Origin of the sequence: Photobacterium ganghwense (genome assembly GCF_003025595.1) — a bacterium.
Lineage (GTDB): Bacteria > Pseudomonadota > Gammaproteobacteria > Enterobacterales > Vibrionaceae > Photobacterium > Photobacterium ganghwense.
On record NZ_PYMI01000004.1, the window covers coordinates 151,763 to 176,473 of the forward strand.

Annotated in this window: 29 protein-coding genes and 1 pseudogene; 5 read left to right on the forward strand and 25 right to left on the reverse strand. The window is 49.8% G+C overall.

Going from position 1 to position 24,711, the window contains the following annotated elements; all coding sequences use genetic code 11:
* Positions 1–177 precede the first annotated feature (177 nt).
* A complete protein-coding gene (locus tag C9I92_RS15025) occupies positions 178–1,146 on the forward strand; it encodes a hypothetical protein (protein ID WP_146149698.1) in 969 nt (322 codons plus the stop codon).
* Positions 1,147–1,533: 387 nt separating this feature from the next.
* The gene (locus C9I92_RS15030) at positions 1,534–1,797 is read left to right on the forward strand and encodes an Lpp/OprI family alanine-zipper lipoprotein (RefSeq protein WP_047885849.1); all 264 of its coding nucleotides are present in this window, start codon (positions 1,534–1,536) and stop codon (positions 1,795–1,797) included.
* Positions 1,798–2,036: 239 nt separating this feature from the next.
* Here the strand turns inward: C9I92_RS15030 and C9I92_RS15035 are convergent, their stop codons facing one another.
* Complete coding sequence (locus tag C9I92_RS15035; protein ID WP_047885850.1) at positions 2,037–2,285, reverse strand: hypothetical protein; 249 nt, start codon at positions 2,283–2,285, stop codon at positions 2,037–2,039.
* Positions 2,286–2,457: 172 nt separating this feature from the next.
* Positions 2,458–2,904: an acyl-CoA thioesterase gene (locus C9I92_RS15040; protein ID WP_047885851.1), complete on the reverse strand. Its 447-nt coding sequence runs from the start codon at positions 2,902–2,904 to the stop codon at positions 2,458–2,460.
* 353 nt (positions 2,905–3,257) lie between these two features.
* Here C9I92_RS15040 and C9I92_RS15045 point away from each other — a divergent pair, with 353 nt between their 5' ends.
* Entirely contained in the window at positions 3,258–4,331 is a 1,074-nt protein-coding gene (locus C9I92_RS15045; protein ID WP_047885852.1) for a hypothetical protein, read from the forward strand.
* Between the two features lie 234 nt (positions 4,332–4,565).
* Here C9I92_RS15045 and C9I92_RS15050 read toward each other — a convergent pair whose 3' ends face one another.
* Positions 4,566–5,459, reverse strand: coding sequence for a LysR family transcriptional regulator (locus C9I92_RS15050; RefSeq protein ID WP_047885853.1), 894 nt, complete (start codon positions 5,457–5,459; stop codon positions 4,566–4,568).
* Positions 5,460–5,614: 155 nt separating this feature from the next.
* Here C9I92_RS15050 and C9I92_RS15055 point away from each other — a divergent pair, with 155 nt between their 5' ends.
* Positions 5,615–6,469: a DMT family transporter gene (locus tag C9I92_RS15055; RefSeq protein ID WP_047885854.1), complete on the forward strand. Its 855-nt coding sequence runs from the start codon at positions 5,615–5,617 to the stop codon at positions 6,467–6,469.
* A gap of 387 nt (positions 6,470–6,856) precedes the next feature.
* Here C9I92_RS15055 and C9I92_RS15060 read toward each other — a convergent pair whose 3' ends face one another.
* A complete protein-coding gene (locus tag C9I92_RS15060) occupies positions 6,857–7,252 on the reverse strand; it encodes a hypothetical protein (protein WP_248827387.1) in 396 nt (131 codons plus the stop codon).
* A gap of 310 nt (positions 7,253–7,562) precedes the next feature.
* Between C9I92_RS15060 and C9I92_RS15065 the strand changes: the two genes are divergently transcribed.
* Positions 7,563–8,606 carry a GMP reductase gene (locus tag C9I92_RS15065; RefSeq protein ID WP_047885855.1) on the forward strand — a complete coding sequence of 348 codons (1,044 nt, stop codon included), beginning with the start codon at positions 7,563–7,565 and terminating at the stop codon, positions 8,604–8,606.
* A gap of 665 nt (positions 8,607–9,271) precedes the next feature.
* Here the strand turns inward: C9I92_RS15065 and C9I92_RS15070 are convergent.
* The 21 genes and pseudogenes from C9I92_RS15070 to gpM all read right to left on the reverse strand — a co-directional run bounded on the left by C9I92_RS15070 (position 9,272) and on the right by gpM (position 24,709).
* The gene (locus C9I92_RS15070) at positions 9,272–9,604 is read right to left on the reverse strand and encodes a hypothetical protein (RefSeq protein ID WP_047885856.1); all 333 of its coding nucleotides are present in this window, start codon (positions 9,602–9,604) and stop codon (positions 9,272–9,274) included.
* A gap of 130 nt (positions 9,605–9,734) precedes the next feature.
* Positions 9,735–10,469 carry a hypothetical protein gene (locus C9I92_RS15075; RefSeq protein ID WP_047885857.1) on the reverse strand — a complete coding sequence of 245 codons (735 nt, stop codon included), beginning with the start codon at positions 10,467–10,469 and terminating at the stop codon, positions 9,735–9,737.
* Positions 10,460–11,119 carry a hypothetical protein gene (locus C9I92_RS15080; protein WP_422894369.1) on the reverse strand — a complete coding sequence of 220 codons (660 nt, stop codon included), beginning with the start codon at positions 11,117–11,119 and terminating at the stop codon, positions 10,460–10,462. The genes C9I92_RS15075 and C9I92_RS15080 overlap by 10 nt, the downstream gene beginning before the upstream one ends.
* A 23-nt stretch (positions 11,120–11,142) precedes the next feature.
* The gene (locus C9I92_RS15085) at positions 11,143–11,682 is read right to left on the reverse strand and encodes a baseplate complex protein (protein WP_047886328.1); all 540 of its coding nucleotides are present in this window, start codon (positions 11,680–11,682) and stop codon (positions 11,143–11,145) included.
* Positions 11,683–11,695: 13 nt separating this feature from the next.
* Positions 11,696–14,734 carry a phage tail-collar fiber domain-containing protein gene (locus C9I92_RS15090; protein WP_053061868.1) on the reverse strand — a complete coding sequence of 1,013 codons (3,039 nt, stop codon included), beginning with the start codon at positions 14,732–14,734 and terminating at the stop codon, positions 11,696–11,698.
* The gene (locus tag C9I92_RS15095; RefSeq protein WP_047885859.1) at positions 14,731–15,318 is read right to left on the reverse strand and encodes a phage tail protein; all 588 of its coding nucleotides are present in this window, start codon (positions 15,316–15,318) and stop codon (positions 14,731–14,733) included. The genes C9I92_RS15090 and C9I92_RS15095 overlap by 4 nt, the downstream gene beginning before the upstream one ends.
* A 19-nt stretch (positions 15,319–15,337) precedes the next feature.
* Positions 15,338–16,525: a baseplate J/gp47 family protein gene (locus C9I92_RS15100; protein ID WP_047886330.1), complete on the reverse strand. Its 1,188-nt coding sequence runs from the start codon at positions 16,523–16,525 to the stop codon at positions 15,338–15,340.
* Positions 16,518–16,853: a DUF2590 family protein gene (locus C9I92_RS15105; RefSeq protein ID WP_047885860.1), complete on the reverse strand. Its 336-nt coding sequence runs from the start codon at positions 16,851–16,853 to the stop codon at positions 16,518–16,520. The genes C9I92_RS15100 and C9I92_RS15105 overlap by 8 nt, the downstream gene beginning before the upstream one ends.
* Positions 16,850–18,745 carry a phage tail tape measure protein gene (locus tag C9I92_RS15110; RefSeq protein WP_047885861.1) on the reverse strand — a complete coding sequence of 632 codons (1,896 nt, stop codon included), beginning with the start codon at positions 18,743–18,745 and terminating at the stop codon, positions 16,850–16,852. The genes C9I92_RS15105 and C9I92_RS15110 overlap by 4 nt, the downstream gene beginning before the upstream one ends.
* Before the next feature lie 14 nt (positions 18,746–18,759).
* Positions 18,760–18,903, reverse strand: coding sequence for a DUF6890 family protein (locus C9I92_RS25440; RefSeq protein ID WP_169776039.1), 144 nt, complete (start codon positions 18,901–18,903; stop codon positions 18,760–18,762).
* Positions 18,904–18,944: 41 nt separating this feature from the next.
* Entirely contained in the window at positions 18,945–19,211 is a 267-nt protein-coding gene (locus C9I92_RS15115) for a putative phage tail assembly chaperone (protein WP_047885862.1), read from the reverse strand.
* Positions 19,208–19,492: a hypothetical protein gene (locus C9I92_RS15120; RefSeq protein WP_047885863.1), complete on the reverse strand. Its 285-nt coding sequence runs from the start codon at positions 19,490–19,492 to the stop codon at positions 19,208–19,210. Before C9I92_RS15120 ends, C9I92_RS15115 begins: the two co-directional genes overlap by 4 nt.
* On the reverse strand, positions 19,493–20,077 hold the full coding sequence (locus C9I92_RS15125; RefSeq protein ID WP_047885864.1) for a 3TM-type holin: 585 nt from the start codon (positions 20,075–20,077) through the stop codon (positions 19,493–19,495).
* A 19-nt stretch (positions 20,078–20,096) separates the two neighbouring features.
* On the reverse strand, positions 20,097–20,519 hold the full coding sequence (locus C9I92_RS15130; RefSeq protein WP_047885865.1) for a DUF5675 family protein: 423 nt from the start codon (positions 20,517–20,519) through the stop codon (positions 20,097–20,099).
* Entirely contained in the window at positions 20,516–20,683 is a 168-nt protein-coding gene (locus C9I92_RS15135) for a TraR/DksA C4-type zinc finger protein (RefSeq protein ID WP_346242795.1), read from the reverse strand. Before C9I92_RS15135 ends, C9I92_RS15130 begins: the two co-directional genes overlap by 4 nt.
* Positions 20,684–20,756: 73 nt before the next feature.
* A pseudogene (locus C9I92_RS15140) lies at positions 20,757–21,203 on the reverse strand (phage protein); the annotation flags it as partial.
* Positions 21,204–21,205: 2 nt separating this feature from the next.
* Positions 21,206–22,321: a DUF2586 domain-containing protein gene (locus C9I92_RS15145; RefSeq protein ID WP_047885867.1), complete on the reverse strand. Its 1,116-nt coding sequence runs from the start codon at positions 22,319–22,321 to the stop codon at positions 21,206–21,208.
* Between the two features lie 20 nt (positions 22,322–22,341).
* Entirely contained in the window at positions 22,342–23,010 is a 669-nt protein-coding gene (locus C9I92_RS15150; RefSeq protein ID WP_047885868.1) for a hypothetical protein, read from the reverse strand.
* Positions 22,988–23,470 carry a phage tail protein gene (locus tag C9I92_RS15155; RefSeq protein ID WP_047885869.1) on the reverse strand — a complete coding sequence of 161 codons (483 nt, stop codon included), beginning with the start codon at positions 23,468–23,470 and terminating at the stop codon, positions 22,988–22,990. Before C9I92_RS15155 ends, C9I92_RS15150 begins: the two co-directional genes overlap by 23 nt.
* The gene (locus C9I92_RS15160; RefSeq protein ID WP_047885870.1) at positions 23,470–23,889 is read right to left on the reverse strand and encodes a head completion/stabilization protein; all 420 of its coding nucleotides are present in this window, start codon (positions 23,887–23,889) and stop codon (positions 23,470–23,472) included. Before C9I92_RS15160 ends, C9I92_RS15155 begins: the two co-directional genes overlap by 1 nt.
* Positions 23,890–23,992: 103 nt before the next feature.
* Complete coding sequence (gene gpM, locus C9I92_RS15165) at positions 23,993–24,709, reverse strand: phage terminase small subunit (protein WP_047885871.1); 717 nt, start codon at positions 24,707–24,709, stop codon at positions 23,993–23,995.
* Between the last annotated feature and the right edge of the window lie 2 nt (positions 24,710–24,711).

Consider the following 24,711-nt stretch of genomic DNA (forward strand, 5'->3'; position numbering starts at 1 on the left):
GTACGTCCCGCTGTTTTTTCACCATCGCCTAATTTCCCCCATCCTTTTATTTTCTTTCGAGCCTTTCTTCTTCCGTCAATCTTTCTTGTATACGGCAACATTCCACACTATTTTCAATTAGGAGGATCCCCTCTTACCATTCTGGTCAGCCGTATTTATTGGTCACAAGGAAGCGTCATGCAAATACCTCAATACATGCAAGCCAATTTGGAAAAAGTCATCAATCAACCTGAGTCGGATACAAATCTCCCAGGGATGTTCAGTGATAAAGACCGCTTGTTAAAGCGGCTCGGTAATGCCAATTGGCGCGCCTTTCAGGCGCTGAACATGCAGTTTGATACTCACCTTCACTGGGAAACTTTACTTAAGGCCGCTGACGACTGGAAAGCAGCCTTAGACGGGGTCGAGTTCCCCTGGTTAGTCTGGAGTGTTGATGAAGACTGGGCCTATGTGCAGCAGAAAATGGTATCCGATGCAGGCTGGACACCTGTTGTCGGTTTTGACCCTAGAGCCGGGGCTCCCAAAAAGCTGACTCCGGATGCCATTCTCATCGATTTTAATAAGCATCTTCAGCTCCCGATTGTATACATGCACCTTCCCATCGATTTCATTTTTCATTTCGCACCTCGAATGGCATTTTTCCATTCAGATTTGATTATTCGACCAGACAAAATGCGCTGGTTATCAGAACTGTTTAAAGATCTTCCTGATGGCGAAATAGCCATGACCAACCTGACAAAAATCAAAAATCCTTTCCTGCAAAAACTGCTTGTCAGGCCTTTTAAATTGTTTGAACTTGCCGGCTGCATTACTCGTGGGGCCAGCCAGGATATTTTCGACAAAGGCTGCAGTATGTGGCAAGGCTGGGCTTTTCATCCCAACTGCCCTGATGAAGCAGAATTTAACAAACGATTAAAGAAACATTGGGATCATGGTGCCGGTTTGCTCTACTGGCAAAAACGTTATGGTGGAAAAGTCACCATTATTCAGGAGCACTTTTTGGACGAGGGGCATTTCAGCCGAACAAGCAAGGATAACTTTAAAGTCATTTCCGATAACAATGAGAACCGCAATACCGGGTTAGATCTTCGTTCCAATTACAACGTGTACGAACTTGCACAGGCGTTTGGTATTAAGAGTGACTAACCTCCTATTGAGATTTATTCTGTAGTTACTGCTTAGCAAACTTGGGGGACATTCCCCCATCCTCTTTCGCTGAATTTTTTATTAATGATTTAAAAAACGCACTCTTTCTCACAGAAATCTGACATAACTGTTCAGTTTTTATCAAGCCTCTGATAATACTCTGAAAAAGCGTCACTATACTTAGCAATCGCAGTGACATTGAAAACAAGTGACAATAAGAGGTGACGATCAGTAACCTGATCGTGTTGATGGTTGTCAGGGGAAGCAAAGATCCAAATGAGACGGATCTTCACTTTTAATCTGACAGAGCCACTCATGCATTCAAAAAAATGACATCATGCTAGTTGTTCTTGTCAACGAAAAAAAACCAACACAATGGAGAAACACATGAAACGTTCACTAACTATGATCTCTGGCCTTATCCTAAGTGCAACTCTGATGGGCTGTTCAAGCACTGATGAAGTAGATCAAATGACTCAACTGACTAACAAAGTTGACGCGCTGTCTGAGCAAGTATCTTCTCTGCAATCTCAGCAAGACTCTATGGCTGGCGCAATCAACGAAACTCGCGCTGCTTCTGACGCTGCATACCAGGAAGCAATGCGTGCTAACCAGCGCATCGACAACATCGCTGGTTCTTACAAGAAGTAAGCATTTTGAAGTGGCGCTCCGGCGCCACTTTTTCATTGAATAACGTTTAATGAGTGGTTTTACCGGCAGTCGGTAACAGGCGTATCATCTCAAAGCCAACTCAGCCGAATTCCCTTCATAGCACCCAACCCGACATTTATTTCGCTCAATGCTTCCGCTGTAGAACCTTACTCCAGAAAGCCAAAAACTACCTAGCTACTGAATGAAAATTGCTGAACCCAGCAACCTGACAGTATGTATCAACCAATTGCCCTGTCCGGATCCACCAATCCATAAGTCATGACACTGGCTTCGCCTAATTCAGGTTCCAAAAAGTCTCTGACCACGTCAATAGATTCAGCTTCCCACATGCACTGACAAAGCTTGTTCCTTTCAACAACCATAGTGCTGTGCAACCTCATTCCCACCGGCGGATGTGTCAGCGTTCCACTCGCCTTCTGCCAGAACAGTTCCGGATCGGTTATCTCATGCTGAGTCACAATGTACATACGGCTTTACTCCTGCCTGTAAGATGAAAATGGTGAAAAAAGATTGGGTTACTAGGAGTATAGAAGGAATTAAAGGTCGTTTGTGCATCGGAGCCGCAACAACATTGCCGCAATGGCATACAGCTCTGATTATCCAGTAATACGATGATAAAGTGACAATTTATACTATCAGTTACGGCTCGTCTTTAGTCAGTTCCGGCTGAAGTGTAAAAATATGTGAGGCAAGTGACGGAGTGATTTCCGCTTTGCCATTTTTAGAGAAATCAAACATCACGACTTCGGCTTTGCCAAGGGTCGTCACTTTCCCCAATCGCTTGCTGACAATTTGGTATTCCATCGTGAATCGGTCTTGCTTCACTACAGACACTCGACTACCAACAAGCAGAGTATCAGGATAAGTAACCGGTAATTTATAGCGACTGGATGTTTCGCTCAGTACCGGCCCGATATTGGTTTTCTTCATCTCTTCCATGATGTTGATTTTGGAAAAGTAGTCCAATCGGGCTGTTTCAAAATATCTGAAATACACCACATTATTTACGTGATTCAGGGCATCCATCTCCCCCCATGCGACTGGAATTTCGGTAATGACGGGGTAATCCTTCAACAATGCTTCCATGACCAAATCCTTATTAAGCAAAAAATAAACGATTAATTTAAACAGACGTTAGAATCATTAAAGTAATTTCTTACCAACATTTTTGCAACAACCATCGAAGAGTTATGCTTTTGGCATCACTTTATCTGGCACATTTTTAACCAGCCACAATTATGCTTGGACAAGATTTCTTCAGTTATGAAAGGTGAGTGTAAAAAATGGCCGAGAAAACAGCAGAGACCTGAATTTATAAAGGATTAGCGAAGTATTTACGGTATCCTAAGCCACCATTTTTAGAGCCTGTCGGTATGCAGTTAACATTTTATTGGCAGGTTCCGTCAGACAACTCAGTTTTGTCCAACAGTTAGACGCATATGCTTTACAACGATAACCTCCCAGTTCGATACCCTAAGGGTAATTTTGCAATGGTCACGGTATACAGTTTTACCGGAGCCTCGATTCTTGCATCAATCATTTTTTCTCTTCTTCTGTTTTTATCGATTGATGAAGATCCCGTCATGCAGCTGTTGTTTGGTGGACTAGCGGTCATTTTTGAGCTGGGTAAATTCTTTGCCTGGTACGAATTTGGCGAGCGCCGTTCACGTCGCAACTATGCAGGCGCCTTCTCTGCTTTCGCTTTCTACTCAGTACTGGCAGCCATTTCCATTGGTGGTTCCATTGGTGGTATCAACAGTGCGACCAACAAAGCCCAAAGCCATATCAACGTCCAGCAAAGTAAGGTTAATAGCTACAATATGCAGATTGAGGCGATCGAAAAACAGATCGAACTCAATAATATCGCTGCAGAAAAATATATTCAGATGGAGCGTATCGCTACCGGTGTAGCGCGTATCCAGGAACAAAATGACAAGCTTCGTGAGCAACAAATGCAGCTCGCGGCAGAACGTGACAGTCTGCCTGTTGTAACGCAGGGATCTGTGATCGGCCTTATCGACAGCTTGGCCAAATCATTGGGAATCGAAACCCAGACCGCACAGCTAGGTCTGGTTGTTTTCTTGTCTGTGCTGCTCGATTTCTTCGCGGCCTTCTTCGTTGGCCTGATCGGCGAAGAGCTGCGTTTCAGAAATCAATTCCGTCAGGGAGGTGGGTTTACCATTGACAGTTTTGCCTGCTCACCGGCGGAGCCTGAATTGCTGAGCCATCAGCCATCAGTTCAAACCGCACAAGGCGATTCAGACGATCCGGCATCACAGGCAGACACTGATGCCTCACCGCCTAAGGAGCCAGCGAAGCCGAAAACGCTTTACGAACAAGCGATAGAAGCCCTGAGTACGAACAAGGTTAACTGCACCAAGCGTGCTGTCACACGTCACCTGAAAGTGAGTACCGAAGAAGTTGATGAGCTGTTCAAACGCTTTATGGAAGAAGGGATTGTCAGCAAAAAACCTAACAACCACTATCAGTGGCATGGTGTAACCGAAAGCTAATCGCCGTTGGCTCGCTATCGACTAAGACTAAGACGAATATTAAGGCTTAGCCCTAGCATTAACTGCCACTGTAGCAACATGAAAGAAACGGCATAAAATCAGCGACAATTTGATACAAATGAAAAACCGGCAAGGTCAGCTAACCTGCCGGTTTTTTTATTGTTTGTGATTCTAATAAATAGCACCGATGAGCAGAAATTCACTGCTATACCCCACCATGAGATACCACAGCCGTCAGTCGACACACTGCTGCTTAAGCCACCGACCTAAGGTGATTATCTCTGGCTGGCGAGCTCGGGATTGTTTGTACACAAAATACATGTTGTCACCCGTCGGTAACTCATGCATTGGTATTCGTACCAGATGCTGTAGCCGATCTTGATCAGTCAGGAAATAATCATTCAAAAATGCGATCCCCTGATGATACTTGGCCGCCTCAGCCGCGAGGACCATATGACTAAAATGATTCATCTTAATCGATTCAGGCAATTCGAATCCGCCCAGTTGACACCACACTTTCCAGTCATATCCCTCCTCTCCCCGCTTAAAGATAGATGTCACCGACAGCAGAGGGTGTTGCCAGAGGGCATCAGGTAACGGCTGGTCCTGCATCTGCTGCCACAGTCTGTGACTACAAAACGGATAGAGCAGCTCCTTATATAGAAACTCACTGACATAGTTTTTCTTCGGTGGATACGCCGTAATAAAACAATCGGCGACATCGTCGGTAAAGTCTGGCTCTTCGGTCACCATATTCAATGTTAAATCGATTTCGGGATGCATCTGTCTCAGGTTTTCCAGGCGAGGAACCAGCCATTTTACAGCCAGAGAGCTATACAGTGACAACCGGATACGACCACTCTCACCTTCCCGTATTTTGCGACTGGCCTGCGATATTCCCTGTAAAGCATGCGTCACCTCCGTAAAGTAATTTTCACCTGTTACAGTCAGCGATAACCGCCTCCCCTGCCTGATAAACAAGTCTTCGCCCAGATACTCTTCCAACAATCGCACCTGATGGCTGACAGCGCTTTGCGTCACATTCAGAGCATCTGCTGCCTTCGAAAAACTGTTCATACGCGCTACAGCTTCAAAACATTGAACAGCCCTCAGCGGTGGTAACCTCATTATTATCTCAGCTCATACTGAATCAATTTTTATCATTTTATACGATAGTAAAGTCTGACATAAGCTTATGGCATGACAGATTGAGGCACAGCGCACGCCCGATCGACTCAATAAGACTCAAACAAATTAATGCCAGTAATGTCAGGAGAGCAGTTATGCCCAACATCTCTGTCGGACTGGCGATGGGATTACTGGTATTCGGTAACCTTATCGCCATTCTTTCCGATGCTCTGATCAAAACACTCGGTGGAGATATTGCCATCTTCCAATTTGTCTTTTTTCGCCAAATCACCGCAGTGATCATTCTGCTACCTTTCTGCTTAAATGCCGGAAAAGCCAGCTTTATGGATGGATTGAAATGGCACGCACTCAGAGCTCATATTTGGCTACTAGGTGCCGTATTTATGGTGATAGCCATCAACGCCATGCCATTGGCAACCGCTAACGCCATTTTCTACGCAGCGCCATTATTGATGCTGCCAATGGCATTAGTTCTGTTCAAAGAACAGCTTTCACGTTATTCGATCATTGCCGGCGTTTTTGGTTTCCTAGGTGTATTGGTCATTATTCGTCCAACCGAAATTAACTGGGGGGCGATCGCTGCCTTGGTGGTTGCGTTGACCATTGCCGGAAATAACCTGTTGATTCGAAAATTACCCAAACACCAGAGCGTTCCTCAGACACTGCTCCTGACTAACCTGGTTGGGATTCCGGCATCATTAGGCCTGGCAATATGGGAAGGGCGAGCCTGGGACTTTGAACCGCTACTAACAGCTGCGGGCTCAAGCAGTTTTATTCTTATTTATGCTGGTACTTGTGTTGTCGCTTACCGCGCAGCAGACAGTAACAAGATCGCCAGCGCTGAATACAGTGGCCTGATTGCGGCCGTTATTGCCGGGCTGATATGGTTTGATGAAATGCCTGATCTCATTATGGCTTTGGGAACAGCAATGATCATTTTCCCGCTTATTCTGCTGGCAAAATACGAGAAATCCCGTGAAACGTTGTAGATCTCTGCAGTTCAAAACCATCACAAAGGCATGATAGAACCATGCAGGAAAATTTCACTGATGCTATGAGATGGATGTTTTGAGGTGGATGTTATTAGCTGGATCATTTGAAGCTGATATTGCGAGACTCATGCTGCAAAGCTGACTATTGCAAAGCTGGTTGTAGCTAGGCTGATGCTGCAAGACGATTGGCCGAAGAAGTCGACTCGATAAAGGTGTCTTAGCACAAAAAACGTATGGAAAAGTGGATTAGGAAACAGGCTTAGAAAAAATCAAAGTGTAAGATTAGGTGCAAGATAACGGTGCAATGAGAATCTTTCATTGCTTTTCAGCATAAGAAAAGTGCCCGCCAGCACTTTTCTTATCAGTACGATTAAACACCTTGATTTAAGGCTGGTCAGTCGGTGACGCAGACAGTGCCATTGCTCCTGCTGCAGTACCGGCTGCTTTCTTGATCCACTTTCCTTGCTGCTCGGCAAGGGTCTTCAGAAAAACAGAGATTGGAACTATTGGCCCCATCATGTTCACGCGAAGTTGCTCAGCACCAGATGCGTAGTGCATTTCTGAAGAATCAGACGAGGAGTAATTGTACTTGTAATTAAACTTATCGGTCGCGATGTGAAGCAAATCAAAGTCTTTACGATGGCAGGAAACATATGCCCGCCAATACATCGCATCCAGAATCTCGCCCGGATGTTCTGCTCGAATGATGAACCGCCAACTTCCCTCTTCACCGTAAAAATCGAGCGGAAAAAATTTATTTGTTCTTTTTTTATTAAACAAGGTCAATGAATCCAGTTAATCGCCCAGTTTTAGGAATTATGCAGTGATTATCGAAGAATGGAAGTCTTGAAGGAGGAAATCGGTAAATTTTGACATAACTGTACGTTTTTCGACGTACTATCTTCGGAAGGATAACACAAAAAAAATTACATTATCAGACTTGTTTATTAACTTTCTCTGCCTATAATGCTGAAAACCGGAGCGTCTGCCAACGCTCCGGTTTTTTTGTGCCTGCTAACTGGTGATCTAACTGCTATCTGCCAATAGCTGAAAGCCAGGAAGCAAAATTCGATAGATTAAGGAAAAACTAATGCGTATCGAACAAGACTTGAAATTGGGTTTCAAAGATGTACTGTTTCGTCCAAAACGTTCAACTCTAAAAAGCCGCTCTCAAGTTGATTTAACCCGCAATTTTACATTCAAGCACAGTGGCCGTCAATGGTCTGGTGTACCTGTTATTGCCGCTAATATGGATTCCGTGGGTAGCTTTGACATGGCGAAAGCCCTGGCGCGACACAAAGTCATGACCGCAGTCCACAAGCACTACACCGTTGAAGACTGGGCAGGCTTTATCCGCGACAACGATGCTAGCGTGCTAAACAATGTCATGGTGTCGACCGGTACGTCTGATGCCGACTTCCAGAAAACCAAAGACATCATGGCCTTGAGCGATGATCTTATCTTCATTTGCATCGATATTGCCAACGGTTACTCAGAGCACCTGGTCGAGTATGTTGAGCGAGTACGCGCAGCCTTCCCTGACAAAGTGATCAGTGCCGGAAACGTAGTGACCGGTGATATGTGTGAAGAGCTGATTCTCGCCGGTGCCGATATCGTTAAAGTGGGCATTGGTCCAGGCTCGGTCTGTACCACCCGCGTAAAAACCGGTGTTGGATACCCACAGCTGTCTGCAATCATCGAATGTGGTGATGCCGCACATGGCCTTGGCGGCCAGATCATCGGTGACGGCGGCTGTACTTGTGCCGGTGACGTTTCTAAAGCCTTCGGTGGCGGTGCCGACTTCGTGATGCTGGGCGGCATGCTGGCCGGTCACGAGGAAAGCAACGGTGAAGTGATCGAGCAAGACGGCGAGATGTTCATGAAGTTCTATGGCATGTCATCCCAGAGCGCGATGGACAAGCACTCCGGCGGCGTAGCCAACTACCGTGCTGCTGAAGGAAAAACCGTACTATTGCCATTCCGTGGCCCGGTAGAAAACACCATTCAGGACATCATGGGCGGTGTGCGCTCAACCTGCACCTACGTTGGCGCGGCGAAGCTGAAAGAGCTGACCAAACGCACCACGTTCATCCGCGTTCGCGAGCAGGAAAACAACGTTTACGGGAAAGAGTAAACTCGGTTTTTCCGCAGTTTTTAGGGCCGCTTTTAAGCGGCCTTGTTCGTTGCCAGAAACGCCTAGTGGCGACAAAGTGGCGACAGCTATAAAAAGCCGCCAATAAAAGCACAGCTATTTCGTGACTCGAAAACTTTTCAATATCACAGCCCAATCCCCACCAAACCCTGTGATCAAAATTGAAATTCTGATCTTTACATCACATCACCACAACCCAATAAATATGAATCACTTAAACGCCACCACTCAACCCAATGAGATCAACACGGGATCATTGAGATCGTGACGAAATCTATTCCCTACCCTGTGATATCAAGTGCTTACCTATGCATGCATCCATGTTTTCGTGTCGGAAAATTTCAGAAAACCTGAAAGAATTTCATTTTTTGAAATTTTTAAAAACTCGCTGTAAGCCATTCTTAGGGGCTTTGAATCTCTGAATACCCCGCGCCAGCTAAGGCTTCGAGCGTTGAACCCTGTATGTGGCTGGCATGCTATTTTCGCAAAAAATAATTTCGTAAAACCGCACAAGGCAAAGCGCGCGGGAGGGGAGGAGGAGTGCGGATTCCGTCACGTGAGTGCGCGATTCCGTGGCGTAATCGATAGGTACAAAAAAAGCGCCATTCATTAACGGCGCTTACTCAATCGATGTCGTTGCTAGAGTATCAAACAGTGTGAGACGCTGTTGGATATGTACTAATGCTTACGTCAGTCCAGCCATTATCTGCAATCAGCTTTTTAGCTAATACCTTAGCTTCGCTTTGACTCTCTGACTTAACCGACACCACAAAGAAATTTTCAATGCCATCTCTCGCTACCGTCGCCGACCAAGCACTGTAGTTTTCATTCTTGGGGTTTGGGCTACAACAAGCCTCATAAAGTGCTTGCCGAATGTTTTCAGGCGTTGGCGTTCCTAACTTGCTTTCGTATTTACTGTTCCCAGTTGGATACGCATACCAAGTCTTCGTGTTAATACAAACATTATAAGTAAACAACATTTGGGTTCCTTCTTTCTGTCATCCATTGCCAATTCAACAGACAGAATAAGTCCTTGCATGCATATGATTCAACTCCCTTACGCATAAACAAGAAAGCGCCCTATTGGGCGCTGTTAATGTGGAAGGCTGATTACTTGGTGATGGGGTCTAACCTGGCTTTAAGTTTGGATGCTTGAGTTCCCGGGCCTTTGATATCTGCTGATTGCTCTGGCGGTGAGGTTGGTGCTCCCGTCTCTGGGCTCTTGTGTGTGTGGCTGGAACAAGCACTGGATAGGTCACTAACCACTTGCATCAGATCGCTGACCAACTTCAACAGGTTCTCGCTATCTGAGCCAAACCAACTCTTAGGGCTGCGGTAATCCTGCGATGCTTTAGCCTTCACTTCACGCAATTCACATTGCAGTTTGGCCAGCTTGTCGGTGACATCGTAGAAGTTACCGCTCTGGTCGACGTGCTTATACACGCCTTTGCGTTGCTGGTAGCGATACTCCCCTGCTTTGATGGCCGGCAGTCTCCAGCCCAGCGGTAACACAGTGCGGATGAATGGTTTATCCGCCTGGCCAAACATCCACCCAATCTCCACAATACTGCCAATCGCAGGCGGTGCCAGCATTCCGGCAAACTCTCCGATTCCACTCACCGGAAGCGACACGGCCTGTAGCGGCGGAGTATCTTTCAGGGTATTGCCCTGTTCATCAAGCAACTGGATATCGGCCGCATAATGGGGATAGAAGCGGTCTGATTTATCGCCTTCTTCCGGCAGCTCTGGCAGATCAACCACCTTGCCCCATTTTGGCAGATGGGCCTTGGCCGTCAGCTCGGGGAACAGGCGTAAAATGATACGCTTGAGGGAATCTACATCCATGTCAGTTTGCTCTCCGTGCCGGAAAACTCAACGGCTTTAAGTCGGATACCGTTCACTAGCGCGCCCGGTTTAAGTTTCGGGATACAAGGAACGGTCACTGTTTTATTGGCGGTGTGTCCGGTCATGAATTCATTAGGCAGCGTGGTTGGCTTATCGCCCCAGTAGGAATCCTTCCAACTGCCTACATACACCTGGCCATTGCCCTGCTGCTGCCAAAACAAGTCTGGTATGTTGAAGGCTTGTGCCAGCTCATCCATCACCCGGTAACCATTACCGTCACTGTAGAAACAAGGAATTGCGGTTTTGCTGTAGGCCCGCTCTGGTACCACAAACTGCAGGCCAGTCTTGGCGGTCACATAGCTCAGCAGCTGCATCAGGGTCGGGTGGCGGATCACAACAGGCAGCGGGTGGTATAGTACGGCGGCCAGCTCACGGCAGAACAGTTTGGAATATCCCTTTTCAGCCGGCAGCACCCGTTCAATAAAACCGGTGAACACCCGGCTTACTCTATCCCCCCAACCGAGGTCGACGGCCACTACGCTGTTTTTGTCTGGGGTAGTTTTAACCGTCAGCTGCGCCCTGCCCGGCGTGTTGATATCAAAGACCAGGCGATGGTCGCTGACGGGCACTTTCTGCGCCCCGATATACATTTGGATTGTGAAGCGGGAATTGTTCATGCCAGCCAATTATCAAAATCCTTCAGTGTCTTTTGCCAGCCGGTCAGCTCAACTTCCGTCCCCGGTGGGACATTCGGCTGCTCAGCCGATGCCGTCACCGGTGTGGTAATACCCTGCGCTTGTTGCTGGGCGGCAGGTTTATCCGGCTGGCGCTGTTCAACCCGCTCTGGCACCGACAAGTGCTCGACCAACTCAAAGGACACAGACCACTGGCGCAGGGAATCCTGCTCATCGGCTCGTATCGCCCCCTGAAACTTGACCTGTCTGATTTTGAGGGTTTCCGCTGTCCGGTTGCTGATGCGGTAAACATGGCGGGCACCGTTGTCCTGCTGCTCAGCCAAAGTGAAAATCCGGCTCAGCAAGCCCGCGCTGCTGAACGGCACCACACCGGAGACAGCCAGGGTTTTCCCTTTGCTGCCAGTTTCCGCCTGGTCTGTCGCCGAGGTCTGGCCGGACATATCTTTTCCGGCCAGTTGCTGACGCACGCTGATGCGCAGGTTTTTGAGTAGGAGTTGAGTGCCGTCGAGAGTGAGCATTGTTTTCTCATCTTCAAGAAACATCTTCAAATCGTTCATTCACTTGAACATATCCATGAAATAAATCGATGGGACTTACAAAATCATACGTGGCGCCTTTTTCCACCAATGTTCCTTTTGAGCTTAAACATTTTGTCGGAATATATTGGGTAGCTGTTTTTACTATTGTACAATCACGTAGATGATGGTGAGAAAAGTCTGCATTACCAGACGTTCGGCTTGGTAATGGTATGATCTGTGACCCATAAAACCATGCCTCGCCTTCTGAAACTAAACCTCCAGAATTGGCGTCATATGATATGCATGACCCGCCGTGAACTTCTATAAGATGGTCAACAGTAACTTCCACGTCAAACATTGTGCAATCTGTAATAATTACCCTTAATTTGATTTTGTCTGAATTAATGTTTCTATCATCGGGTATCGGATCATACTGAATTAACGTTTCTGCCCCTGGTATACCATCATCATGAAACGGATTTCGATTAGCATTAAAAATTCTCGATATACACCAAACTGAATTATGAGCACCGGATAGAACCGATGCAGATTCAACCGGCATTTTTACATGCTTATCATTAGGTCCATTGACCGCTGATATATATGCATTTGCATTTTCCTTTGAATAATTAACGTTATCGACAACAATTCGTGCTGGTAGTCTAACGCCAGTAGTAATAGCGTATTTATTGTAATCGACACAGACCACACCGAACTCATGGCGATTTAAATGGCTGTCTGGTGCATTGATGACAACATTATGAATGTTAATGTTTCTCCCCCATTCAGTTATTTGTTGAGCGCCATAATCACCACTGGAAACAAAATCAACAATTTTGATTTTGTCCGTGACTGGCATTTTAGAATCTATAACCAGTGTCAACCCATCAATGTCAATATTACCACGCCATTCAGCGCCATAATCTGGACGGAACTGAACTACAGATTTATACCCATACTGAGAAGCATTAAGCTTGGTTGACTTACCAAAAAATCTAGAACAGTTCTTTAATTTTAAATAACCACCACCACTACCGACCATTACTCCCCATTCCTTGAAGTGAGTATCCTCTGCATAAAAGTCCCACAGGCCAAAATGACAGTCGATACGGTTTATTTTTGATGATTTTAATGACAGCCCATTAATATTATTAAACCCAGAAAAACCCCAGCCACAATAACCATTAATGTTTTCCATTTGAAGGTCAACAATACCGTTGCCACTTAAACCATACGTCCCTTCCGTACCTTCCAATCTTGTTGGTGCTTCTCCATTAACATTAATCAGACGAATATCCGCTGCATGAGTAATTTTCATCGTAGCTCGAATATTTAGCTCATCTGACTGAGTTTTATCTTTAAAACCAATCAATTCCCAAATCGTGTTATTTCTTGCTATATCAAGAAACACATGGCTCGGGCTTCTGTTTAAGTCAATAAACCCACCCTTGATTGTGATATAGCTTTCCTCTAAGTTTCTATATTTTACTGACAGGCTTGTTGCTCCGGAATAATCAAATCTAAGCGGCTTATTCAACTCTCCGTTCTTAACAACACGATTAGGTTCTTTCTTGTAAATAAACGTCGTGCTTTCAGGTTTTCTTTTTATATGCTCAAGATCGGACTCAATGAACACATAAGCATTGTGTAACGATGAGAGGCTAGCAACATGACTAGATGTTTCATAAAAATCAGCATGATTGAGCACGCCCTGAAAATCAGAGAGAGGATTACCTTCAGCACGGAACAAAACCGGAAAATCCCATGTCGCAGGACGGCCAACATCTTCATGTATGACAAACTCTGTCATTCCCCAATCAACATTGGTATTGATGACTGCCAAATAACTATCATCAATTAACGCGATCCCATCTTCATTGACAACTGGAAGTTTCTTTAAGTTCGCACAATCATGACAATCTTTAATTTGACGCATAACGGTCGATTGACCATCTAGAACAGCTCCAAATTGCCGATAGTTTAATGGGCTGCTAATTATCTCAAATTCACGCCCGTTAGCATCATAAACCAACCCAATATTTAGGTAGCTCTTACCTGCCTCATTCACTATCTCGTTACCAGTAAAGGCAAATTCTGCATTGCCCTTATCACCTGGCATATAAAAACCACGTGTTACGATATGACCGCAGTTCATTGGCTGTTTAGAGATACTAACAAAACTAGATGTAACTTTCGTTGTTGCTTCTTGCCCACCCTCAGGCCGCAAATCCGCCACCGTTCCATCCGCCATCACCTGCGCGATTTTCACCACGTAGTGAGGCAGCCCCTGAGCGTCCAGGTAGTCGTCTTTCTCATCGGCAGATACAACAAAATTGAATGTTGTTACCCACTCACCGGTTGGGGTGCCTTCGCGATACGCATCGATATAAATGAATGACGGCTTGACCGGCACCTGCAGGAAGCGCTCAAACTCAAGCGTGACACGGTGACCGGATACATAGCCTGCGCCCGGCGCTACCTTAAAAGCCGTCGACTGTGGAGTTACCAGGAAACCGTCCTCAATAAACCAGTCCTTGCCGTTCTGGTCGACAATGGCCTGCGCCGAATCACTGTCCATCTTCTTCATTCGTGGGTCGGCGTTGTACTGCCAGCTGGATGCATCCACCGTGATATTGGTGATGTCAGCCACACCGGTGTACTGCAGCACCTGCGAACGAACCAGTGTGTTTCCGGCAACCCCCGGCTGATCGGCAGTCTTCGGAGTACGCTGTGGATAATGGATGGTGACCAGCACATCATGTTCGCTGCAGTACAACCCTGACCAGTTGAAGTGAAACGGGCCAACATCGCTGGCCAGCGTGGACGAGTAGATCACCGAGTTGGGATTCAGGCGGCCTTTCTCATGGATGATTGACTCATGCACCACATAGTCGGTCGGCACTCCGTCTTCGCGCTGCGGGAAATCAGGGCGCTCCGGCACATCTGCGAAAACATACTTATCAATCACCAGCTCTTTTTCTTCAGCAGCCAGGCGCGCCAGCAGCTCTTCACCCGCTTTGGTCAGGATCTGGACAGAGGTTGTATTGGTCATGCGGTTTCCTTCATCGGGTGTGTGATCACCACACACTCTAATTCCATGTCAATGTTCTGCAGACTGGGCAGCAGTGCCACTTCCATTGGCTGGGTCACTGTGGCCATGTCATATTCAGCTTCAAAGGTCTGCGGTCTGGCCTGCAATGGCAGGTCGATATAAGTGGTGTACTGATAGCGCCGACAGGTACGGCCATACTGCTGAATCACGGTATCGAGCAATTGGGGTACTTCGGTCAGGTCGCCGTCCTGAATTTTCAGGCTAATCACATCCCAGTCGACGTGGCTAAGCCGTTCGTCCTGGGTAATATGCGGATAGCCCAGCTTGGAAAACATGTCTTCCCAGCCCGCGATACTGCCGCCATCGCGGGCAAAGCTGTAGGCATGGGCCACCCGGATACGAAACAGCGCTTCCGGCTCCTGCCCCAACCGGCTGACATCACGCTGCCACGCCATCAGTTCAACCAGGCCTATGGGGGCCGTCAGCGGGTCATGCTGCTGCAGCGGCATCTTGAGTGCGGCTTCAACATGACCCCAGTAGTGCTGCAGGGCTCGGGCGAACTTGGTCAGCTCGCCCCGTCCCATCCACCACTTGAACCTAATCTCAGGAAGCTGCAAGGGCGACCTCCAGATTTCGCAGGCGCGGGATGGTCAGGTTGTTCACGATATCCGGCTGACCAAACTCCAGTGACGCAACCCCCGGAAACTGGTCATGCAGCTCCTGCCCCAGCCGGGAGAAACTGAACCGTGCAATCGGGTTTGTCCGGGTCGGGCTGTAATCGGTGTTCTCGCGAAAGGCCGCCCGGATAAAGTGCTCGACCTGACTCACCAGCGTGTCACGCTCTTCCAGTGTCAGTGTCAGCGCTGGCCACACTTGTACCGAGACATCCTGCTCAACCCCCGGCATCGCCATCACCTTCAGGTCATCGCCATGGCCATGCTGGCCGTTGTCACGAATATGGTTGTTGAGCATCTCTATCATTTCAGCGGCTGGCTCACCGGTATCCAGCAAAATCAACGCATTCGCCGTACCCGGCCCTCGCGGAGCGTTATGCTCGAAATGGATGTTGTCATTCTGGATGCCAGCCTTTTCCATCAACAGCGAACGGTACGCCGCATCAATGTGCCACTTGGCCACGGCTGACCACTGATTTCGCACCCGCAGTCGCAGGTCATCGTCACTTTCCTTATCTGCCCCGGCTTCCGTCAGCCAGTCGTCCGTATTGGTCGCAGCAGCAATACCGGGGATCGCCTGTGGCAAAATATGGTAATAGCCGCCGCCAAGGTTATAGGCCGCTCCGGCTTCTTCCGCTTCCACGGTGGCCACCACGCTGGTTTCGTCTTCGGGCAACGTGGTGTCTTCCGTTACCCGCACCCGGTAGATATGGCCATTGATAGCCTCGGTTTGCACCCAGGTATCTTTAGGGATAATCAGTGCTGGGCCCTTCACTGCCGAGCGTTGAAAGGCCACCTGACCTTTCGCCTTGCTGTGCGGCTTCCGGTCGACCCGACAGGCCCACGCCAGCAAGTCCAAATAATGGTCTTGGGCGGTCGCAAGAAACATGTTCGGCAAGATATGCTTGACCAGCAGGATGTTGATGAGCCAGGTGGTGCAGTTGATCACGGCCGCTTCAATCATTCGCCAGAACGGGGAGAATCGGCTGTCGTTGTTGATAACAGAGCCTGCTTTCTCCATTTCGGCTTTGAGCACGGCTTTCCAGCTCTCTTTGTCCGTTGGAATGCCAGCGTCTTTAACAATCTGCTCGTAATCAGGTTGGGGGATATCAGCCACGGCTTTGCTCCACATCGACAAACAACGACAGTTCGCCAAAATCCAGGGTGGCGGCGAACACATAAATCACCCCTTCGGTCTGCTCTTCCAGTCGCACCGTACCTGGCACCAGCCGGACATCTTCCTCAACCAGCAGCTCCAGCTTCATGCTCAGGTCAGCCCGTTTACTCCGGCTGCGCTCGGCCACCATCTCCACGGCCAGCCCGCTTTCAATAATGGCGTGCTTAATGTCCTGGGCGATCACCGCCCGGTCCTGAATCAGCACAGGGTTACGCCCGGCATCCAGCACCACATCACCGTTTTCAATCAGGATGTCTTGATACTTCATCCGGCGAACATCTCCATTTCGTTGGCAAAGTCCTGCGGGCTGTTCATCTGTTGGGCGTAGATACTCACGCCGCCGTAGTTCGTTGAGCTGGTCTGGTAGCTGGCTATACTGCGCGCCGCCCCACCTGGGGGGATTGTTGATCTCGGCAGTGCCTGCTGCACAGCGGCCGACTTGACTTCCGTCTCATCACCACCGAATCCCGGCAACCATTCCATCACGCCTTTGGCCATGTCCCACAGGCCAGACAGCTGTTCGGTAATCCAGCCAAACACTGAACCAAACACATTGCGCAGGCTGTCAGCTACTGCAAACAGGCCATCAAATCCAGAGGTGTCAGTGAAACCACTCATCACCCACTGCCAGCCCCCTTTCACGATATTGAACGCCGCCACGAAAGGCGCGGAAAACAAGGTTACTGCGCCTGCCAAAATCTGGAACCAGGTGGTGTCGCCAAAGCTGGCTTTGAGATCGTCCCAGTAGTAAATCAGCGCACCGACCGATACCACTGCGGCAGTGATAGCCGCCACCATGAGAAATACCGGGTTAGCCAACAGCGCCATACTGAACTTCACCACGGCAAACGCGGCCGTCGTGAATCCCTTCGTGAGCATCCAGACCGCTCCGCTGGCACCTTTGATGAGCCCGACACCCAGTGACAGCGTGGTCCACGCCATTTGCATGGCGCCGGACAGCATGGTGATCACGCCGCCGGCAGCAACCAGGCCAAAGAACCCGATTGTCGCGTAGCCGATATAACGGGTGATATTGGGGAACAACTTCGTCCAGAGCAGGATTTCTTTGGCACCATCGGCAAACATCTGAACGACTGGCAGCACAACTGGCAGCAGAGCCTGACCAAAGGCGGCTTTAACCGCAAACACCCCTTGCTCTAACCGCTCCCACTGGTCAGTCATGGTTCCGGCCATTTGCTCGGCCACGTCCAGTCCTTTGACTTGGCCCAGGGTTTCAATCGAGTCAGCCAGCCCTTCGGTGTTTTGCATCAGCAACTGCACCATGGCGACGGCTTCCTGCGTACCAAAGGCTTTTGACAGCTCCGCCGCCTCCGCAACGGAAATGGTTTCACCGTACCGACCCTTGATGTTGCGCAGGATGTCGACAATCGGCAGCATTTGCCCTTGCGCATCGGTGAACCGCATATTCAGAGCGTCCTGTGCCTTAGCCGCACCGGCCAGAAATGCCCGGTATTTGGTCCCGGCTTCACTGCCTGACATGGTTGCCTGCAAGGTACCGAGAATCGCCATCTGCTCTGTCATGCCCACCCCAACGGAAGTGGCAGAAGCCCCCACAGAGGTGAAGGCCGCCGACATCTGATCACCGGTGGTTTTGAACATCTGCACGGCTTTAGCGGTTTGCCCACCCAGCATGTTGACCCAGTTCGCCTTCCCCATGCCGTGGGCGGCATTCTGAAAAATCCCATACATGGTGCCGACATAGTTGGTAATTGTGCCGGTATCAGCTTTTGTTGCCGCCGCCAGTACCCCCGACGCCTTGGTAAACTCGGCCAGCTCGTTACCCGCCAAACCGGCAATCGCGGATTGGATATCGTAAGAGGCTGCCACAAACTCGGTGGCCGACTTGCCGTACTCGACAGAGAACCGCAGGGCCGTGTCGCTCAGTTGCTGCAACTGTGCATCCGCCACGCCTAACGACTTCACCTCACCCAGCACCCGGTCCATTTCAATGGCTGGCATCAGCGCAGCCTGCAGGGCGAACCCTGCACCAGCCACGCCTGCAGCCCCTGCCACCATGGTGTGGGTACCGTCGCGATAGGTTCGGGTCATATCACCGAACTGCCGCTGGATATCGCCAAGCGGTTTGCTGATTTGGTCAATCAGACCAACGGTAAATCGCAGCGGTTCAGGTAGGCTCATGGGTCATACATCCTTTATGGGCTGAATGCTTTGGCGACACCATTGGCTGTCTCCATTCGCATGTTTTCCCAGTAGTTCTTCTCTAACCAGACAGCCCTTGCCAGGTTGGCTTCGGTATCTTGCTCACCCGGCAACCACTTTCTGCGCCAGGCGAGCATTTTGCTCAGGTCACTTAGTTCTATGGCCGTGACAAGGTCATCTATTTTTTTACGCTAATCGCCACCTTCGGCGAGTATTCCTTAATCAACGCACCTGCAACCTGCATCGGTGCGCCGGGGTTATCGTCAAACAGCTCACGCAGTGCTGGCTTGCCGTCTTCAGAGGCTGACTGCATCACAAAGTTATGCGCGGCATCGACCAGATCTCCTTGGGCCATCTGCCCCATGTATTCGCCGTACAGTTCCGGGGTCGGGTCAAAGCTGATATCCGTTCCTGCAATGGTCAGAATGATGGTTTTCTTGCTCATGCTGCGTCTCTCTCTTTATCCAGCTTGTCTTCCAGGCGATCGAATCGCCCATTAATTGAGGTTTTTAAATCGTCTACTGCTTCACGCAGTTCGTGTTTGGTTGCGTATTTTTCCGCCACATCCCCACGAAGTCGCTCAGTAGCCAATTCGTTTTGGTGAATCCGTTTGGCGTGTTCATTGGAGGTCGCCTGCCCTTTATCGGAACGACCAAAGATGAGCGCCAACAGGCTGATCACTACAGCAATGGCCGCGATAATGACTGAGACCCACGTTGCACTCATCTAGCCCCCTTTAACGGCTTGTCTCATCCCAGCAAACAGGCCCAACGGCATTTGTCCGGCGGCAATTTGTTTGTCTAGCGAACGTTTGTGAATATTCACGCCCAACACGCCAAGAGCGACAGTAACCAGCGGTGACAACGCCACGATGGCGTTCACAACATTCGCCGCCTCTGCGGGGTGAAAAATCATCACAAAAAACAGTCCAAAGAACATGAGCGCCCAGCTCAGACATAAGGTGTAACCCCACGTCGGCCGCCAGCGGCGCACAAAGGGGTCTGCACTGGCCATTTCAGCCTGAACGGTGGCCGTTTGCTGTGTCACCTGCAGTCTTCGTTCTTCGCTTTCCAGCTCCGCATGTCGAAATGCCAGTTCACGCAACTGCACCTCATGTGCCATTTCCAGCTGCTTCAGTTTCAGCAAGGCATCCGGATTAGTGCGCAGCTCCGCTTCAATGGCACCCGGTGAGTTTTCCACGCCTAACGCAGAGGCCACCAAACTGCCGATCGCGCCCCCTGCCGGACCGCCAATCAAAGAGCCAATCAACGGGGCGGTATTTCCAATCAGTTGCTTTACGTTGTCCCACATCGTTATCTGTCCTTTACCGTCAGTCTTTTACAATGGTGAGCGAAGCCGGTTCACCGCCAAGCTCACGCATCAGGGCGTTAAATGCAGCCGTGGAATTCACCACCGCCCACTCATCGCCGACGAATCCGAAATCCACACCTGGCGCTAGACACCCCTGCAGTTGGCTCGGGTAATTCGCTTTATGGATCAGAATGTGGCTGCGCAGGCTCGGGCCGTACCGGGTAACCCCCAACGCCTTGGCTTCCAGCGCATAGCACTCACCAAATTTGGGCGATTTGTGCGGGTACATCGTGTATGTCCCTTCCGTAATACACGATTCCCCCTGAGCGTTGTTTTTCCATGCCCGCTCGACCATCACACACACCTGGCTGCCGTCTTCGCGGTGCAGCGTGCTGTACGTCCCATGCGGGAAATAACGGCGTTTCAATTCAAATCGCTTCACAGTCGTCCCTTTTCGTTGAGTGCCTGACAGCCGGTGCAGTACTGGCATCCCGGTACGTGCTCGCGGCGTTTTTGCGGGATTTCATCACCGCATTCTGTGCAGTTCTCTGCGCTGAGCGGGTGACCACTTTTCGTTTTAGCTGCGGCTGCCAGTTGTCTGGCCACCGCCATTTCCGTGAATTGGGCTTCGACACGGCTGCCCTCGTCGATAACATCGGTCATTCCGCCCCCTACTGTGCACCAGGTCTTCAGTTTCATCATCACGCAGGTAAGGTGTCCCGTTGATGCGAATAAAGTCCGGGCTGGTGATATCGAACGGGATTTTATGCACCAGTGCGCTACCACCGTTCGCGTCCACATCCAGCAGATCAGAAATTTTGATTTTGACGCCGAACATCTCAACCTTGAGTTCATCTTTGTCCGTCTTGCCGTAGCCCATGGCATCAAAGGCTGGCAGGTTGCGCCATGCGCCTGCGTTTTTGGCCGCTTTCGACAGCAGGTTGAACTGGGAGGTCGTCAGTTCCATTTCACCGGAGGCTTCCACATCACCATCCACCCAGCCATCCGGCACGCCGTTGGTTTTACTGACGGCGCTGTTATCGGTAATCGACAGGGTGAATTTCTGAGCACTGATTTTCAGGTCACCCAGGTTAAAGCGCATATTCTTGCCAGAAATACGACTCATGGTTACGCCTCCGCAGGGTTAGAAAGGTCAAGCGCAATATTGACCACAATGTGTTTGGGGCAGTTGTGCGGGCGTACCATCAGGCCGATAATGACCTTTGTTTTGGTCATCCACTGAATGGTCACATCCTGCTCACGCGGCGGCATGATTTCACCAGGGAACGTAATACCGCCAATTTCGGTAGTCTTCGACATCAGGCGCATGTCACCGCTGAAGTACTGGCGGTTCATTTCAATTGATGCCGGGGTGGAGTTCAGAATCTTGTCACCAATACGGCGAATCGCTTTTACCCGAACCCGGCGGTTCAGCTTGTGAACCGGGCGAACATACTCAATGAACTGGTAATCGCCCCCTTTGGCTTCCAGTGTCATGGCATCAGCCCAGTACACGCCTTCATAATCGGCATACCATTGCGGTACCGAATATCGCGCATTGGCCAGCGTGCCAAGGGTCGACATTTCCAGCTCTTTCCCGGCGCTATCAACTGGCGGCTCGCCCAACCCCAGCACGGCACCCGTCGCCACCCGCATTGGCGTATCTGCCACTGTGACACTGCGGTCACACAGGCGGCCAGCCAGTACCCCGACGTTATTTCCGTGCAACTGCGGTACCGGCACCACCATGTTGGCAGCCACATCTTTCACCAGTGCCAGCATGGCCGTTTCATAGGCTGACCAGGTTTGTGCCTGCACGTCGATGCCCGGCACGGCGGCAAGGAAAAACACCCAGCGCCCCAGCTTGCTGACCAGTTCAGAGTGCTTGGCCTGCATGTCGTTGAACCCATTCGCACTGATGGTTTCATCGATAATCACAATGCCTTCGAACGAGTCGGTTTTGTTGGCGGTATCAACCGCCTGCGCCCAGGTTTCTTCGCCTGTCAGGCCGTAAATCGCTGCCGTCCAGTTTTGTTTACCGTTGAGCTGCGCCGCTTTCAGGTTAATCCCCAGCGCATCATCACCCACCACTTCATCCAAGTTGGTCATGGACGAAACACGGGTCACCTTACCCTGCAGCTCGGCTTTTTCCGTGGTACCGATAAAGAGCAGGTGGCGTTCAATTTCAGGAATTCCGCCCTGCCCTAAATTCAAGTTGTTGACTTCAACCTTACCGATTGCCATTGCTATTCCTTATCCTGTCTTTATCGGCGCTGTCTGGCCTTTTCAATGTTTTGAAGCAGCCGGTTACGAACTCTCTCTTTGTCCGTTCCCAAAAACTGGCGCTGCGGGTTCTCAATGGTCCAATTCTGCTTACCTTTGCGTGAACCGGTACGCATCATCCTGATAATTAAGCCTGCCTGGCCAAGCGTCATTCGCTTTGCGATATTTCGCTTGCTCAGGCGGTTATATCCCCCACCTTTACGGCGCATCTTGTAACCGAGCCGCCGCAACGCAACGGCCTGATTGTCTGTCGCCGGTGCCTGGTAGTCAGGTTCACCGAACCTTTTATTCATCTTTTTCACGTGGCTTGCTGCGGTATGCTGCTCGACATTTCCAAGCTGGTTTGCCGCCGCCTTCCTCGCTTTCCCTTTGCTCTTCCAGGTAAGGTTGAGCCGCAGCCTGTCCTCAACATAAGGCTCCATGCCATCAGCAAAGCTGCTGAGCACAGGGTCTTCACCACGTTTTCGCTTTTCAAACGGCCTGCCTTCAGTGTCCTTTTGTCGCCTCAGGCGGCTTTTTGTCTGACGTATTTCCCAGCGGCCTAAGTCTTTAAGCAACCAAAACCGCTGTTTTGGTGATAACGTCAGTGCCTCTAAGGCTTTTCTGGCCGATACCGCATCACTGGCGTTAAGCGTAATTACCGGCGTCATTGGTAATCTCTGCCTCTTCTGCAACCCAGATATCAACTGGATTCAGCTTGTACCGAATGTCATTCCAAACAATTGGGCCATTTTCATCAGGTACGATTTCAATCTGCTCTGCGAAGGTAATTCGAATGAGCACATCAGCAGTGGCCTCGTTGTTTTCATCCACTTCAATTTCCGGATCACTCAAATCATCCAGAACATCACGATCACCATCGAATTGACTGATCCAGCACGCCAGCATGGCAAACAGAGTTTTAGGGTCCATTTTCAGGTGAGGAAAACTTTCAATCAGCACTCCGGCATCGTATTGCCAGTAAGCTATTCGGTATCCTTCGTTCCCTCTGTCTTCGCCATCCACAATGACTTTGCCACCGGCCTGCGAAGCATGAATTTTCCCTGGGTGGACCAACCCTTTCAGGCTATCGACCAGAAATCCGTGCAGGTGCTGCAGCTTGGTTTCCATCAAATGATCTCCGCCCTGTTCACGCTACGACCAAGAAGCAGGCAAATATCCCTTGTTGCCTGTGCACGGAAACGGTCTGCCTGCTCTGGCGTATCCTCTGCTGCGTTTTCTGCGACTTCCCTGCGGTCTTGTGTTGCAAACTCAGGCAGCAGATCAGCGTGAGCCATTCCATATACAGCCCGCCGATACACAGCGGCTTTTTGCCTTGGTAATTCCGGTGGCTGGCTGTTAATAAACAAGGCATCTAACTGCCCTTGCACCAATAACGATGCCGCCTCAATCGCAACCACAATCGAACTCTCATCAAACACTGAGGGCACGCGGCGCATTTTCCGAAACTCTGCTGTGCTCAAATCTGGCCAACCATCACCCGGTAACTGCGTGTCAGTGTCTGTATCAATTCGTCCGCCAAAGCTCATGGTTACTCTCTCAATAGTTGCGCCTCTGCCCACTGGGTCGACGGTATCGGATTAGCCGTGGCTATCCTTACCTCGCCAGCCGAGGCGCGAGGGGTAGGGAGACTTACAAATTCTTCCCGGTTTCCAGCGCGCTCAGGCGCATGTCGATTTTGCTGATCATCGTGCCCACACCGATTTTGCTGTGGTATTCATTCGCCTGTTGCAGAAAAGCTTTGGCTTGCTCCAACGTCGCTTTATCAGCAATCGCCGATGGACGCGGCTTGCCTTCGTCATCACGCAGCAGGAAATAACCGGCGAATTTGTACCACTTGGCGTTCACTTCTTCGTGCAGACGCCAGTCATCACGAATTTTCGCGAATACCTGGCTGAAATACGGTTCGATGCTGTGGCCATGCTCAGCCTGTGTTTCGGCCCATTTCAGTACCGAATCAGCACAGAAGGTCGGCCAGTCGCGGCGAATAAATTCCGGTGTGGGTAATTCCAACTCAATGGCTTTCAAACACCAGTCAATCGCGGTACTCAGATCACCGATATCGAACAGCCAGACAATCAAGGTGCTGAATATCGGGTTTTCGTACTTTTCACCGGCGGCCAGATAGGTTTCAGCCAGTGGCTTGTATTTCGGGATCAGCACATTGCGTTTATGGTCGGTGCGATCAGCACGGGCGTTGAACTGAGCACGCATGCGTTTGCGGTCTTCTTCTAACTCAATCAGCTTAATGTGCAGACTGTCGGTGTTAACGGTGCCAGCTTGCGGCATTGCCGCCGCAAGCTGATTGGCAAGAATCGCATCACGTTGTCGTTTTAATGGACTCACCATGT